Below are 16,318 nucleotides of genomic sequence, written 5' to 3'. Positions count from 1 at the left end.
CATTATCTCAACTTGATCGACCAGACCTGTATTTTCTTTTCCGACCGGCTGAATATCAATAATTTATAATAACCCGGCTGATAAGTGAGCTGCACCGGCATTTCCGATGGGATCGCTTTGTCGCCCAGGCGCTTTCCATTCATATCAAACACCGTGGAATAGCTGCCCGATTTGATCGTGATAAACCGGTTATCGACCCCAAAGAAATGGTACTGTATCGCGGCATTTGGTAAAATATCCTTGATTTCGAACAACTCTCGACCGTCTTTCGTAATGATAGCGGTTTTCGAGTTAACCGACCGCACCAATATCCAATCCAGCGAATTGCGGTCGAACAGTATCCGGAAACGCGAACCCGGTTCGGGGCGCAGGAGCTGGCGGCGCGATGTGACTTTGCCATCCAGGCTAATGCGGATCAGTTCGCCCGACACGCTTACGCCCGCGAGCTCGGGCTGGCCGGTCTGCGGGTTTTGCGCCCAGGTGAACGGGCTTTCCGTGCGGGTCAGGATATCGACCGGGAAGCCGGGACGCACCGTGCCGTTTTCTTTCAGCAAGTAAATCTTTCCATTCTGCTGCGTCACAATAAAACCCCTGTTTCCGATCTGGTTCAGCGCTACTACCGGCCCCACGATCTTCTCGAATCGTACAGAGTGGTTCAATCTCTTGATCGGGCGGGTTACGCTTTCCCAAACAAACAATTCTTCCGCAGCGCTCTTGACGATAAACCGGTTACTGCCGTCTTCGCCGCCATCGATAAGGTATAATGCCGAAATAGGGTCGGAACCGGGTAAATGCGCCTGGAATGTCGAAACATTCGTAGAGTCGTCTTCATCCAATGCATACACCGTGCGGCCGGTGGCGAAAATGCGTTGCTGACGCCCAATGTTCAGGAAATCGACTTTGTAGGCGGAAGTGCTGATCGGCCCGTTCAGTTTGGCGATGGTTTCGGTTTTTCCTTCGCGCAGGTTGTTCGTTCTGAGTAGATTATGCTCTTTGTCGGTCAGCAGTATTTCCGAGCTTCCGTCGATCGGGTTTTGCAATGCGGCCAGGTCGGAGTCGTAAATATCCGGCCACTCGATGTCGATGTTCAGGAAAGTACGGTTCAGTACCTTACTGGCGGTTTGCCGTTTTTTGGGATGAAATGTGAGCTCAGGAAATGCTTCGCTGCCTTCGAACCGGCATTGCAGCGTAATGGACTCCATTTTGGCTGTGAGGTCGCTGTATTTTTTGCTTACCTGCGTCTCCTCGCCCGATTGCGCCTTCCGCAGGTTCACAATCATCGAAAGCTGTGCCTCGTTGTTCACGTTCGTGAACACGCTGTCGTATTCCGGGGATTGCTGCCAGGTAATCTGGTTTTCGTAATCGACAATGTAATTCTGCAAAACCTGCGAGTTGTTACTGATCACGAGGTAAGGCGCAATGTAAGTAATGTAGCTGCGCGGAAAGCCGGTGAACATCGGCCCGTACAGCCCGGCCGGCAACTCGGGCACAGGTACCGAGTAAATATCGTAGCCCTGGTACTGATCGGCCGAAACGTTGCTCTCCTGGTTGGCGAGGCGTGCGAGCTTTTGCAGTACCGGACGCGCTTTGTCATAGTTGGAAAACTCCGTGAGCAGTATTTTGCCGTCGGTAATGCTGTTATTTTCTTCTAATTGGCATAACACAAACTCCGAACCAATGTTGTCGATCAGCACGTTACTTTCGCCGGCGATGTAATAATTAAGCTTGTCCCAGGCTGGTGATTTGTATTTCTTATGCCATTTCAAAAATGTTTCCTTGAAAGCCGCTTTGTCGGATGCTGCGGCGCGGTACAGAAATGAAGTCTGCTGCGAAACGTGTTTATGCCCGAGAAACGGCATGCCCGGATTATCTTTCAGGAGTTCGGCCAGGTAGTAATCCGGCGCGTCGGCTCCATTCGACTGAACGGTCAGGTTACCTTTGTTTTCCGCTTTTTCAATGTGAAAATCCTGGTAAGCCGGGAAGCTTTTGCCAAACTCGGCCAGCGTGGCCACATTCTCCATCGACATGACCGATTTCCAGGCATCCGTGCGCAGATAAATGCTCGTGCCGTAATCGGAGTCGTTGATATTCGAAAAGCGCGAGCGCAGCCTGAATGAGGCGATATTGAGCGACGATGCGCGTACGGCGTCTTCGATCAGGTCGCCGTAATAGCTTACGATCAGGAAATGGTCTTTGACCAGGTAGGAAAACAGCGGCCTCGAATTGGCATCGATGGCGTCGGTAATGCGGTGATCCTGGAAGTTGTGGTGCAAAAGCCGGATGTTGGCGTGCTGCGGGCTGGCGAGCCATTTGGTTTCTTCCTCGGTGACGGGAATGTACATGATCACCCCCCATTCGGTGCTCGTGCGCGGGTGGTACGAGTAGGAAAGGGTCTTGCCTTTCAGGAATGTTTTAAGCTTTTTGGGATCTTTCGTCAGCAGGTTGAGCAATGTCAGGTTATCGCTGGCGATGTCGAGAAGAGGAAGCCGTTTGAGGTCAAGGGCGGCTTCTGTGGCCGTGTAAGCCGAATCTTGCAAATGCTCGCTGGTGATCACCACCACGGCATTGGACGGGATGAATTGCCAGGCTGCCGACGAACCCCTCGACCATTTGAACAGGAAATATCCTGCCGATCCGATAAGCACGATCAGCAGGATAGCAATCAGTTTTTTTTTCGACACAAGCCTGTTTTTTAAGCGCGGATCGCTTTCACTTTATCATTCAGTTCGAGGCGAAACCGCAAGAGTTCTTTAAAGCTTCGTATACAAACTTTCCACAGGTTCCATTTCACAATCGAAACGGTGCCGGTTTCCCGGTCTTTATGGGTGATAGGGATGTCGAACAGCTGCTGTCCCGATTTTTTAGCCATCACAGCCAGGAAGATGTTCGGAGCGAACGGTTCCGGGTTCGGCAGCTGGTTCATCAGTTTTTGCAGGAATGTTCCTTTGATCAGACGGAACGGAATATTGCTGTCCATAATGAATGTACCATAAACAGCCGAAATCGTGCCGCGGAGGAATTTCGTGATAAAAAGGCGTACGCCGGCGTCGTGACGGACCTGGCGGTAGCCGAGTATGAATTGCGATTGGGAGCGTTTGTCCCAGAGTTTGTCAAAATCTTCGGAAACGAACTGGTCGTCGCTGTCGGTCTGGAACACATATTCCGAACCTACTTCCAGCGCCTTGCGGTAGCCGTTGACGACCGCATTACCATGCCCGCCATTTTTCTGGTGAACAACCGTCAGATTGTCTACCTTTTGGTCCAACTCATCCAGTAATACCTTCGTATTGTCTTTCGATCCGTCATTGATGACGATCAGGGTAGTGTTATCGTTGGGGAATTTGGTTTTGAGGAAGGAGGTCCAATTATAAACTACTTTTTCGATACAATCCTGCTCATTGTATGCGGGCATTACTATACTCAGAAGATATGACATGCAAAAGCGTATTTGGTATGTTGCGCGAAATTAATAAATAAAGCCTGTAACAGGGCTATGGGGTGTTATTATTTAGTAAGCGTACTTGTCTTTCAGGGCATTAATCGGTTTCTCGAAGAAGTGCCAGGAAACCGATGCCACTAAGACAGTGAGCGCTACTACGACCGTTGCTTCGAATGCGATATTGCCTTCGAGGCCGGGGATATATTGATAGATTTTCCGGAAAAGCCTGACCGTCGGGTGCATGGGACCGCTGTGAAAGTGGTTGTATACAAAATTGTGGTACAGGTACAGGCCATAGCTGATTTTGCCAAGATAGATACACACCGGATTTTCGAGGAACGCGGCCATCCAACCCTTAAAACCCATCACAGCGCGTCCTATCAGCATAAACCCGAAAATGGACGACATGGTTCTGTCGAGCACGACGTACGGGAAGTTGAAAGGCTGAGCCAGCGATTTGGCCCACCATTGCACCAACACCCAACCCAGCAATCCGAGCAGCACGGGCCATGATTTGTGGAAGAATTTAACAAACAAATCATTTTTGTAAAGCTGCATCCAGGCCATGAGCCCACCCAATGCAAAGGAATCGAAGCACGCGGGCGTAGATACATACGCGACCGTCCATTCGCCCATTGTCACGAAGTTGGTACCGGGTATCCTGCCCGAGTAGAAAATGTAAGCGCGCAGGAGAATGCTGAAAATACCCATCAGGCCCAGCACGGGCACCAGTTTATTTTTTGGAATGAAGAATATCAGGAAAGGGAAAAAGAGGTACACCTGCTCTTCCACTGCCAGCGACCACAAATGGTCTACCGAACCCATCCAGGTTTTGTGAAGCGCTATGTAAATGTTCGTTCCGTACAATGCGAGCCAGGCCAGTTTATCACGAACCGGCGGTACGTTCAAAAGGAACAATATCGCAATGATCAGGTAGTATACCGGGAAAATGCGGATCGTTCTGCGAATAAGGAACTTGCGCAGATATTTTTTGAAGCCTCCCGGTGTTTCGTAGGTTTTCTCTTTGCTTTTGAGCAGAATGCGGGAGATCAGGAAACCGCTGAGCACGAAGAAGATCGTCACGCCCAAAGCACCGAACGGGATGATGTTGATCTCCACGATCAGGTGATCGAGCAGAACAAGCCCCACTGCAATAAAGCGCACGCCGTCAAGTTGAATAATGTGTCCTTCCGAATTGGTGCGCATGGTTACCAGTTAACTTTCACTTCTTTTTTACGCGATTCTTTGACGGTTACCCGCTGATCTTTGAACAGAATGCCGGTGTCGTTACCCTGCTGATGGATCAGCGCCACTCTGTAATTGCCCTTGTCCATTTCCGAAAACGGGATGTCGGCATAGAAGCCGGGGGCAAAGTAGTATTGTTTCAAAAACAGCTGCTTGCGGCTCGTGTTACGTGTGCGCAAGGCTGGGAAGATATAGTAGCATTCGTCGGAACTCAGCAGAATGTAAACCCCGCTATCCTGTAACCTTTGGCTGGTGAATGTGGTGTTGGTTACTTTAATGGACGCAGTATCCGTCGTGAATGTGGTTTTGTCATACAAATCCACCATCCCGCGCGAGCTGCCCGCATAGTTCTGGCGATCGGCGATGGCGATAAGCGGGATCCATTTGTCGTAAATGACGGGTGTTTTCTCTACGATATTGGCAATGAAGGACGTGTCCGTGGGATATTTCAATGATTTATCCGTAAATGTCCAGTTGAATTGCGACGTTACCATTTGCTTTCTCAGATTATAAGCATCCACCAGGTGGTAATGGTAGCTGAACACATTGAAAGTTACCGCCAATGCGATGATCGCGGTAATGTAAGGCGAAAGAAAACTGCCGCGGATCGGGACTACGACGTAGATGTAGGCGATGATCAGCAGGAGAACGGAGTATATTTTGATTTTACTCGCAATGAGCACGTCGAACCCGAAACCCGCGCGGCTGTGGACGACAATGGCCGCTGTGCCGAGGATGAACAGGATCGCGCCCAGGCAGAAGAGATCCGTAGTTCGTTCGAATTTGTGGGAATATTTGTTTCTGATGATCCTGAAAAGCGTTGTGGAAGCAATGGAAACCGCTACCAGAAACAGCACCACACCCAAGAAAATGCAAACCTTGACGTGATCCAGCACAGGGATAGATTCCGCAAACGAACCCAGGAAAGCCATATAGCCTTTCGCAAGCTGGACGATACCGGCTTTCGATTCCGGATTGTAATCAGGTTTTTTATACCAATAGAAATAACAGAAAATCTCGGCAATGCCGATGATCGTCCACAATGCGAAACGCTTCCGGTTGCCTGCCAGGAAAAGCAGTAATGCGCCCAGCGGAAGTACCATGAGACCATTACCACTTGTAAGCACAGTAACCACGCTGAGCAAAATAGCAATGGAAAAGGGCAATACTTTGGGATTAATAACCAGATACAGCGTCCATAACACGAGCGTTACCACCCCGAAATTCTGCACAGCCGACATGCCCCAGTACATATTCTCCCAGAATGCCAGCGTCATCCAGAGGAATGGAATGGGTACCAATGCAAAAAGCGGCTTTTTGTTCTTTTTGAGCAGGTCATACCAAAGCGGAATCACCGCCAGGAGCAACAAGTTGCCCGCGGTCATCAGGTGCCGGTAATTAAGGTGCCCGAAAATGGCATAATCGATCCACGCGAAGAGCCGGGTGAGCGCAATGCGGTGTTCGTTATGCTGTTTGAAAAGCGCCTGGATCTTTCCTTTCCAGTCACCGGCCTGCGCGTATTCGGCGATGAAGTTTTTCAGCGCATGGTCGTCCCATTTGGGAATATTGATGGCATAGTAATCCCATACCGTGAAATAAATGGCAACGGGTAACAGCAGGATTAGGCTCAGAATAATGGTAAAAGCCTTTTTCGTCATGCCGGAATCATTAGTTGGCTGATGCTCGACAATATTGAATCCGTGTCAAGTCCGGAAAGTTTCTGGTGATAGCTTTGGCTGCCGTAAAGGCCGTTAGGGTAGCCTTCCGCTTTGAGACTTTTGAATACCGAAGGGAAAATACCCTTTTCCAGCAACTGAACGGAGAGCTGCTGTGCGAGACCTCCCGTGCTGATATGCTCTTCCGCCACGAGGATTGCCGGCGCTTTTTTGACGAGCGCGATCAGTTCCTCCGTCAATTCAAGAGGGAAATGCAGCGCAGTAACCACATTCACTTTTTCCGCGAATTCCGGGGCTAGTGCCAATGCCGACAATACATTGTTGGCGACCGGTCCTAATGCGAAAACGGTCATCTCGGCATGGGCTGGCTGGTGTATTACTTTGAACGATCCAGAAAGGTAGCTGTCTGCCGGAGCCGTTTTTCCCGCTCCCAGGCGCAGGTACGCAGGGCGCGCATCGGCGGCGATTTGCTGTACAACCGGCCCGACCTCGTCCGCGAATGCAGGTACCCATACCTGGGCATTCTGCTGGCCGCTCAGGCACGCCAGGTCTTCGATCGTATGATGGCTGCTGCCCATGATCCCGTATCCGTACCCACCGCCATTACCTACCAAAAATACAGGCAAGTTGTTGAAACACACGTCGTTTCGGAACTGTTCGAGGCAGCGGTACACGATAAATGGCGCAATGCTGTAACAAAATACTTTATAACCTTTGTGCGCAAAGCCGGCAGCTACACCCACCATATTCTGCTCCGCAACACCGGCATTGATGAACCGCTTGCCCATTTTGGCCTGCAAGTTTTCCAATGCATTATATCCAAGATCGCCTGTGATGAAGATCACGGAATCGTCTTCCGTCGCAAGTTCTTCTATGGCTGTTGAAAATTCTTTTCTCATCGTTAAGTGGGCGCTATGCCGATTGAATGCTTAACTTAAATCGGTTAGTTTTTCTAACCGGTTGATATCATGCAATTTAGCTACTTTCTCAATTGTTTCACCAAAGCGCGGATCTCGTCGGCCGTTTTATAGGCTTTCGGACCGCGGCGTATCCTGGTGCGGATATATTTAGGCCGCTTTTTAGTCTCCTCGAATATCTTGGTAATGTATTCTCCCAAAAACGAAATGCCCAGTATGGTAAGCCCGCCGAAGAAGACTATCAGGATTATTACGGTGCTGAGGCCCCTTGGCGTATCCGGGAAGAAAAAGAATTTGGCGAGTATCTGCCAAAAAATCCCCAAAATAGACAGAGCAGTAAGACCAAATCCGGCGTAACTCATCAATTCCAAGGGTGCAAAACTGAACGAGAAGATCGCCTTTTTGGCCCACCAGATGTTTTTCGTCCAGTTATTGGTCGATACGCCGAACATCCTTTCCGGACGCACGTAAGGTACCCCGGTTTGTTTGAAGCCGACCCACGCACGCAAGCCGCGCAAGAATTGCTCTGTTTCGGGCAAATCCACTAACTCTTTCACCACTTTGCGGTCGATCATCGAGAAATCGCCGGCGTCGCGGGGAATGGGAATGTAGCTGAGTCCCTGGAATATTTTGTAAAACGATTTATAGAAGAAATGGATATGCGGTTTCATCTCGCGCTGCACGCGTACGCCGTACACAACGTCGTAGCCATCCATCCATTTTTCGTAAAATGCCGGGATAATTTCAGGTGGGTCCTGCAAATCACCGTCCATGAGCACTACGCAGTCGCCCGTCGCGATCTCCATTCCGCTCAGGAATGCCGACTGTGAACCAAAATTCCGTGAGTGGCTGATTCCGACCACATTAGGGTCTTTGTCGCAGATCGCATTGATCACTTCTTCCTGGTTATCAGGCGAATTGTCGTTCACGAAAATGATTTCGTAGCGGACTTTTAGCTCGTTGAAAGTCTTCACAAGACGCTCGTACATGAACGGGATCGCCTGCGCATCCTTGTAACACGCGATAATGGCCGTGATGACCGGGTTCAGTTTCGGATTTTCGAATGCGGGGATCAGCCTTGCCTCATATTGCACGGCATCCTGCCATTGGCTGTACCGCGTCAGACCTTCTTCCAGCGAGGTGCGGGCTTTCCAGCCGAAATCGTTTTCAAATGCGGTAGGATCGCCGAACCATTCGGCCAGGTCCCACTTGCGGTTCGACATGCTGCCCCATTCCGGTTCTTTCGCGATGGAAAAGGCCTTGCGCGTAACGTCCACGAGGTCTCCCATCGTTGTTTTGCGACCGGTAGCAATGTTATAGGAACGTCCGGATTTTTCGTCATCGATCATCAATGCGGCATTCAGAAACGCTTCCACACAATCTTCCACAAATACAAAATCGCGGCTGATATCGGGCGATACCAGCGAAGGCAGGTTCTTTTTACGTGCATTCTCGATCAGGCGCGGGATCAGCCGGTCGGGCTCTTCCCAGTATCCGTAAATCGAGTACAGTCGCAGGTTGAGCGTTTTCAGCCCCGCGACTTTGGCATAATATTCCAGCAAATAAGCCGCCGAAACCTTGGAAACCGCATAATGGCTGTTCGGCTCGACGCGATCGGTTTCTTTGGGAGAAGTACAATTGAAACCATACTCGGAACTGCTTCCGGCATGGATGTAAACCATATCCTTCGTGCAGTTTTGCAGAATGTTCACCGTTCCGAGCACATTCGTCTCATAGGTCAGGTTTACATTGTTCTGCTTGCTGTACGCACCGTAAGCCGCAAGGTTGAAAATGGTTTGCGGTTTGTACTTTTCAAATACCTCCTTAATGGAATTGTCGGAAAGAATGTCGCAGTGAATGATGTTTTCAAACGGAACATTCAGCAGTTTCAGGCGCCATGCTTTCGTAGCGTCGTGGGTAACCGCATAGCAATCCTTCCGGATTTTGAATATATCATTGAAAAGATTGGCGCCAATGAAGCCGCTGGCACCGAAAACAAAAACTGGCCCTTTTAATTTCGCTATTTTATCGCGGTAAACCGGTAAATGATCAAGCATTCGTCAATTCATTAAGATAACGTTCCTTTACTTCCAGTGTAGCTTGCTCATACTGGTCTTTATTCATGGGCAGGTAGTGCCATTCCAATTTGTTCTCCATGTAAGAAACCCCCTTACCTTTGACGGTGTTGGCGATAATCGCTTTTGGGAGCCCGTTTTTGTGTTCTTTCAACTCGCTGATCGCCCTGGCAATGGCCACTATGTCGTGACCGTCCACTTCCACCGTTTCGAAGCCGATCGCCTTCCATTTTTCAACGGATGCGGTTTCGCCTAAAACCTTGTCGGTAGAGCCAAAACCTTGCAAACCGTTCTTGTCGATGAGCATGATCAGGTTATCGAGCTGATTTTGAATGGCATAATGCGCCGCTTCCCAGGTAGTACCTTCATTGGTCTCCCCATCAGACAGCAGCGTGAACGAATATGTTGCATCGTCGGCTACCTTGGCAGCGTGGGCAATGCCCGTGGCAATGGGTAACCCGTGCCCTAGCGAACCGGTTGCAAAAGGAATGCTTTTGTACTGGCGCGGCGCGGGGTGGGCGGGCAATGTGGTACCGTCGAGGTAGAATGTCGCCAGCTCTTCGTCCGTAATTTCCCCGAGCGTGTTCAGGCACGCGTAAAGCGCCGCCGCCGCATGACCTTTGGACAAAATGAATGTATCGTCGACCGATTTCTGAACGAAAAGGACCGCGATCATCAGGTCGATGCAGCTCAGAGAGCAACCAATGTGGCCCGCGTTGGCCTGGTGGTAAAGGCCCAGTATTTTCAGGCGAAGCTCGCCGCTCAACTGTTTAGGGTCTTTTAATATCTCTTCTGCTGTCATGCCTGATTGTTGTATGTCGATGTAAGGAATTGCCTGCAAAATAACGGCCAGATCTTCGGTTTTAAGTCCGCAATATACAAAATGTTATTGGACGGCTCTGTTAAAACAACCTTGCCGCTTACTCAAAACCGTAGCGTTTGCCGGTCAGTTTCATGATTTCCAGCGGCTCGGGGCGTCCCTGTTTTTTGATCCATATCCGCTCGGTTTGATCCATATCCATGGCCTGTACGTATTGCGCGTCTTTCGGGAAATACAGGTTGGTGATCTGTGCGTCGTGGATAGAGTAGGGCAGGAATGTCCGGTCCATTTCGGAAAGGACTTCATACCGTGGGGCGGGATAAAAGATGGTGTCGCCGGGCTGGTAGTTCGCTTCTATCTTCTTCGCTGCTTCCATGTAGGGGTTAGGCACGCGTGGCACGGCAAAATAGCCGTATTTGGGTGAGCGGTCTTCGTAAAATTCTTTTAACCTTAATCCCACAAAATACAGCTGGGCGGCAAGGAACACGAAAACAAGCACCCGGAACTCATGATTCAATGTGGTATAATATTGGAGCAACAAGCTCAGTAGAATAATCACGTAAGGGAATGAAAAGCCCGAATAACGCTGCATAATGCCGTATGTATGCCCGTTTTTGAAAGACATCAGAATGAGGAACAACGTCGGTACAAGCGCCATAATGTACAGTAGCCAGAGCCGTGCCCGTTGCTCGCGGCTTGCATTTTTATGTAAATCAGGAATGAAGGACAATGCAAACAAACTGATGCTGAGGATGCAGAATTGCAGTTTGTGGTTATTATAAAAAAACGCGGTAATAATAACGAGCAGGTAAGGAAAACGCGGAGTAAGCCACGCCGGCGTGTTGATCTTGTCTTTGAAACGATACCAGCCTATGAGTATCAATGCCACCAGCAATGCCACAGCCACATTCTTTTTGCCGCCCAGCGCGTCGGTAAGGCCATTGGTAAACAAGACGAGGTCGGCGAAAATCGGCAGCGATTTATTGAAGACATTCAAGGGCGTGGCCGGTTCGATATTGCCGAATACCTGGCCGCCCGTTTCGGCCTGATAGCGGTATCTCTCCGCCTGATGCTGCAAGGATGACAAAGTATAAATGCCCCCGCCGAACATCAGCCACCAGGTTACGCCCGAAAGCGTGAACACCGCCGCAATGGACATCTTGATCCAGCCTTGGAGCGTTCTCAGGAAAAATAATGCGTACAATGCGTGCGCCAGCAGCACCGCAATGACCAGGAAGTGGCTGAGCAGCCCCAGCCCCGCTGTGAGTATATATCCGACGTAAAGCCCAACAGGATTTCGCTTACCGGGTTTATTTTCAATGATTTGTAAAAAGAAATAAGTTGCCGCAAGCGTGAGGAAAAACGTCAGCGAGTAGTTCCGTGCCTGATGGCTGTATGCGATGAAAAAGGGTTCAATGGCGGTGATGGCCGCTGCTATTAACGCGGTATTGGTCCCGAAGAACCTTCTCGCAAACAGATAGGTGAGCCCAATGATCAACACACTGAAAATGACCGAGAAAAGCCGGATCGAATAGTCTGAAAAGCCGAAAACGTCGATCCACGGATGCAGGAGCGCGTAGTAGAACGGACTGTTGCCGATATCGCTGCGCGTCATGGCCTCGTAGTAATCCTCGATGGATTTGGGAGCCCAGAACTCGGCCGGCGTGAATGCTTTGGGTGTATAGATTTCGTTTGCCGTAAAAGTGCGGAGCACTTGTTTTTGCGGGAACGCCGGTGTTGTCCAAAAGCGGGAATCAGCCAGCTCGCGGGTCGAAAAAGCCTCTTTCTGATTAGCTCCTTCCAATACGATGCCCTGGCTGACGAGCAATGTGCTCACTTCATCGAAGAAAATACTGTAACGATCGAGGTTGTAGAGCCGCAACGCAAGACCTGCAACGAGAATGAGGGTGAGTATGAGCCTTGACCGCAGGGTTTCTTTGGTTTGGTTGGGAGACATTAGTGCGTTCGCTGATGGACGCCGCGAAAATAACGAAATTTCCCGTTATAGGATATTTTTTAGATTTTAAGAATCGTAAACTCTACTCTGCGGTTCTTTTGGCGCGTCTGTTCCGTGAGGTTGCTGGCAATAGGCCGCGCCGGACCCCAGGCTTTGGTCTGAATGCGCTTGCCGTCGATGCCTTTGGACAAAAGGTATTTCTTCACTTGTTCCACGCGGTCGGCGGAGAGTTTGACGTTTTTTTGCACTTCGCCCTGGTTGTCGGTATGGCCTTCGAGCAATATCTCCATCGTAGGATAGGTCTTCATCGTTTCCGCGATCTTGTCGAGCTCGGCAAACGACGACGGAATTACTTCCGCGCTGCTTTGGGAAAACATCGTGTTGCTCAGCCTGATCTGCTGGCCTGGTTTGATCGGTTGCAGGTAAATGTTCTTCCGAATGGTGCGGAAGCCGGTTTCCGCACTCAGGTCCATGTCTTCCGATGTAGGAAAAAAGCCCTCGCCCGAAGCGGTAATGCGGTATATTTCTTTCAACGGAAGTATCAGCCGGTATTCGCCGGTTTCCGGGTCGAAACTGGCGGTTGCGAAAGAAGTATTGCTGCTTTTAATGTCGGCGGCAATGTCGGATTTGACCGGTTTATTGGTTTCCGCTTCCAATACACTTCCGCTTACAACGGCCACAGGATCAGGCTTGATCTCGGGTGTCATGCGGATGCGGAAAATATCTTCCTGGCCCAGGAACTTGTCGCTGGCGCTGAAATAGGCGTAGTCTCCGGTAGCGGGAATATTGATGAATGCATCCCAAAGCGGCGAGTTTACGGCCGGGCCCAGGTTTTCGGGCGTCGACCAGTTCATCCAGGTGTCGTCGAGGCGACGGGTAAGAAACAAGTCGCCTTCCCCGTAGCCCGCGTGCCCCTGTGAGGAGAAATACAGGGTTTTATTGTCCAATGCGAGAAAAGGCGTTCCTTCGGTATCGGCCGTGTTGATCACGCTTCCGAGGTTCCGCGGCTCCGACCATGAATTGTCTTTTTGTAAAAATGAAATATAGAGGTCCTTGTTTCCCTCGGAATCGGGGCCTTCAACGGACATAATGAGCACATTTTCAAACGGCGAGACGGTAACTTCCAACGTTTTGGCCGTTTTTACAAGGTTCATGATCCGCAACGTTCGCGGGAATCCCCAACCCGATTTGGTTTTAAATGAATTCGAAAATCCGAAGTACATGCTGCCATCAGGCCGGTATTCGTTAATCAGGTAGAGCGTTTTCCCGCCGGCCGAAATACTGGTAGCCGCATTCTCGCCCGCATTATTGATTGGCGGGCCGATATTGGCCGCGTCAGACCACTGGCCTTGCTCGTTAAGCGTGGAGTACCACACGTCCTGCCGGCCGGGCGAGCCGATATTGCCTTCGAAATTGTTTCTTGTAAAATAAAGTGTTTTGCCGTCCGGCGAGATAATGGGGGCTATTTCCTGGCCCTTGGAATTGATCGCCTTGCCCATATTCTCCTTCTGCGCTTTTAGCTGGGAAGTCACGAAATTGATTTTGGCTTCAACCGGCGCCTCGTCCGAAGAAATGCCGATCGCATCGATCTGATTAAAACCCGAAACCCTGCCCGGTTGCAGTACTATTTTCACCGCATTGGCCTGGATATTCTGTTTGGGAAAAATACGTAGCATTCGTCCCTTCACGGTCTGCTGGGTCGCCGGAGTCTCCGATACGAGGTATTCTTTGCCCGTCGCGTCATACGCATATACCCGCACGATGGCACCCGGGTTGAAGTTCTCGGCAATGGCAACCTGTTTCAACGGGATGGCTTTCTCAAAACCCACTTTGATCCACTCTTCATTGCGACTGTCGGCGTCGGCGGGTGTCCAGGCACACGGGCTGTCGCCGAAATCGGGTAGCTTATTGGGAACGCCGAGGATCTGTTTGGAGCGATAGCCGTGCCCGATCTGGGAGGGCCGGTGCTCGGAAGAATAGCCTAAAACCTTGTTGGCCCATAACACCTGCTGGCAGTATGCGGAAAGCGGCATTACAGCCATTAAAATGCCAAAAAGGGTGTTTTTAAATTTCAAACGCATGGATGATCAGATATCGGCCGGGCTATTCTATATCTGGTAATATATTAATAATACAAAAAAAAGTCAATCCTACTGCTTGGCGCCGATGAGGAGTATCCAGTCCCATTCCGGTTGTAGCTCGGGCGGCTGAACGATCGCTTCTTCGTCCAGTTTCAAATCCTTGCCGTTCCATCTTTTGCCGGTACGCGGACTGTACCAGACCGCGCCGAAAAGGCTGCCTTCCAAATGTTTGAGGTCCAGGCGCACCGGTCTCGAGGTGGGAATGTACAGCATGGCCATCTTTTTGTTCGAAAGGGAAACAATGCCTATTTCGGCCTTATCGAGCGAATCTATCAGCAAATCGGGTGTGTCCGGTTGCATATATTCCCACGGAATACCTTTGAGGATCTTGACGAGTTGATGAATGTATTCGGCACCGTCTTTGGAGATATTGACTTTCCAGGTAGGGTTGAAATTCTTGATCGTACTCATATGGCAAAATCCTGCGGCCGAGCTCAGAATCGATTGATACGCCTGGTTGCGGATAAGCGTCGACTGGTCGGTAATTTCCTTGGGGAATTCCGAATTGGCGATCAGGAATGGCCTCGATGCAACTTCGGCCGAATTCTTCTGCCAGTTGGCCAATGCGGCATATTCCGCCGGGGTTACCGTGGAGTCGGGGATAATGAATTTGAGCTGCGAATGGTTGGGCGAGTTGTCGTTCACGCTCGTGGGCGAGCAGGTATTGAGCGACGCCAGGATTTGCCCGTCGGATTCGGTTCGGATGCCTTCGGAAATCGCTTTGAACTGCGACGCGCTCTGGTACTCCTCTTCGCTGACGATCCAGATGATGTTGGAATATTTGGCAAAATGCTTCCCGACATAAGTCCCGTAACTTTTCCAGGCTTCCTCTTTTTGGGTATCAAAAACCGTATTCCAGCTCTGCCGCGAAACCACGATCCCCACCACCAGATTGCGCTCTCTGGCCGCTATGACGATTTTTTCGAGGTAATCGAAATAGGCTTTGTTGGGTTTGGTCAGATCGTTATTGTCAAGAAACGGCGCTACCTTATTGAAGTTCCGCTGATTAGGCAATGCGGGCAGTAGTTGCACCAGAAAGGTGTTGAACGACTGCGATTTGCGGATGTCCATATATTGAACCGCTTCCGCGTAGCTTAGCCTCCGGAGCATTTGCCATGCCACGTCGGCTACCATCAGGAACGGCGTTCCGTGGTTGTCGGTAATATGCCTGCCGTTCGGACTGATTTTTAGCGGGAATTTTGCGGGTGCCTGGTCTTCTCCCCGGAATGCAAATCCCATCGAAAGCAAGCAAGCCAGCAAAACAAGAGCCAGCGATTTAACGACCGGCGATCCGGCGGCCGGCGTTCCGGCGACCGGCGTTCCGGCGGCCGGCGATTCGGGAATTTTCATTGGTGTCTCCTAAATGAGTGCTAGCTATTGCCCAGCTCGGCGATGGTTTGTACCGGATCTGGCGAGGTGAAAACGAAGCTGCCCGCCACGAGAATATCCACACCTTCCCGCACAAGCCGGGGCGCATTGTTGAGGTTCACGCCCCCGTCGACCTCGATTTTGAAATTGTAGCCGAATTTTTTGCGGTAACTATCGAGCGTCGCAATTTTCCGGTAGGTATTTTCAATGAACTTCTGGCCGCCGAAACCGGGGTTGACGGACATGATGAGGATCAGCGAAACATCACCCATAATCTCACTCAAAACTTCCACGGGTGTATGCGGATTGAGCGCCACGCCAGGTTCCGCACCAAGTTCCTTAATGTGCTGGATCGTGCGATGCAAATGCGGACAAGCCTCATAATGCACGGTAAGTCCCGAAGCGCCCGCATTGCGAAATGCTTCGAGGTAACGGTCGGGCTGTTCGATCATCAAATGCACGTCCAGCGGCTTTTTGGCATGCCGGTGAATAGCCTCGCAAACCGGAAGCCCGAACGAAATATTGGGAACGAACATGCCGTCCATAATGTCGACATGGATATAACCTGCGGAACTGCTGTTGATCATTTCGACGTCGCGTTGCAGGTTCGCAAAATCCGCGGCGAGTATGGAAGGGGCAATTTCAGCCATGAAATCAGAAGCTTGTAATGATTAATGAGG

General features: G+C 50.5%; 11 protein-coding genes. All 11 read right to left on the bottom strand.

The features are described from left to right. Positions 1-2 precede the first annotated feature (2 nt). Positions 3-2,681: a DUF3352 domain-containing protein gene (locus tag BMW93_RS01890; protein ID WP_090373492.1), complete on the bottom strand. Its 2,679-nt coding sequence runs from the start codon at positions 2,679-2,681 to the stop codon at positions 3-5. A gap of 11 nt (positions 2,682-2,692) precedes the next feature. Further along, on the bottom strand, positions 2,693-3,436 hold the full coding sequence (locus BMW93_RS01885; protein ID WP_090373491.1) for a glycosyltransferase family 2 protein: 744 nt from the start codon (positions 3,434-3,436) through the stop codon (positions 2,693-2,695). A 72-nt stretch (positions 3,437-3,508) separates the two neighbouring features. Continuing rightward, positions 3,509-4,645: an acyltransferase gene (locus BMW93_RS01880; protein ID WP_090373490.1), complete on the bottom strand. Its 1,137-nt coding sequence runs from the start codon at positions 4,643-4,645 to the stop codon at positions 3,509-3,511. 2 nt (positions 4,646-4,647) lie between these two features. Further along, positions 4,648-6,342 carry a hypothetical protein gene (locus BMW93_RS01875; RefSeq protein WP_090373489.1) on the bottom strand — a complete coding sequence of 565 codons (1,695 nt, stop codon included), beginning with the start codon at positions 6,340-6,342 and terminating at the stop codon, positions 4,648-4,650. Then, positions 6,339-7,259, bottom strand: a complete 921-nt coding sequence (locus tag BMW93_RS01870; protein WP_090373488.1) for a transketolase family protein — start codon at positions 7,257-7,259, stop codon at positions 6,339-6,341. Before BMW93_RS01870 ends, BMW93_RS01875 begins: the two co-directional genes overlap by 4 nt. Before the next feature lie 80 nt (positions 7,260-7,339). After that, positions 7,340-9,334 carry an NAD-dependent epimerase/dehydratase family protein gene (locus BMW93_RS01865; protein WP_090373487.1) on the bottom strand — a complete coding sequence of 665 codons (1,995 nt, stop codon included), beginning with the start codon at positions 9,332-9,334 and terminating at the stop codon, positions 7,340-7,342. Further along, a complete protein-coding gene (locus tag BMW93_RS01860; protein WP_090373857.1) occupies positions 9,327-10,154 on the bottom strand; it encodes a transketolase in 828 nt (275 codons plus the stop codon). Before BMW93_RS01860 ends, BMW93_RS01865 begins: the two co-directional genes overlap by 8 nt. 118 nt (positions 10,155-10,272) lie before the next feature. Continuing rightward, complete coding sequence (locus BMW93_RS01855; RefSeq protein ID WP_229240137.1) at positions 10,273-12,129, bottom strand: glycosyltransferase family 39 protein; 1,857 nt, start codon at positions 12,127-12,129, stop codon at positions 10,273-10,275. A gap of 59 nt (positions 12,130-12,188) precedes the next feature. Further along, complete coding sequence (locus BMW93_RS01850) at positions 12,189-14,210, bottom strand: OmpA family protein (RefSeq protein WP_177193983.1); 2,022 nt, start codon at positions 14,208-14,210, stop codon at positions 12,189-12,191. 69 nt (positions 14,211-14,279) lie between these two features. Beyond that, the gene (locus tag BMW93_RS01845) at positions 14,280-15,620 is read right to left on the bottom strand and encodes a DUF4038 domain-containing protein (protein WP_229240135.1); all 1,341 of its coding nucleotides are present in this window, start codon (positions 15,618-15,620) and stop codon (positions 14,280-14,282) included. 20 nt (positions 15,621-15,640) lie between these two features. Then, entirely contained in the window at positions 15,641-16,288 is a 648-nt protein-coding gene (gene rpe, locus BMW93_RS01840) for a ribulose-phosphate 3-epimerase (RefSeq protein ID WP_090373485.1), read from the bottom strand. Between the last annotated feature and the right edge of the window lie 30 nt (positions 16,289-16,318).

The organism is Dyadobacter sp. SG02 (genome assembly GCF_900109045.1).
In the GTDB taxonomy this organism is placed as follows: Bacteria; Bacteroidota; Bacteroidia; order Cytophagales; family Spirosomataceae; genus Dyadobacter.
The sequence above is the reverse complement of the archived record's forward strand: the minus strand, read 5'-3'. Positions and strand labels throughout refer to the sequence as shown.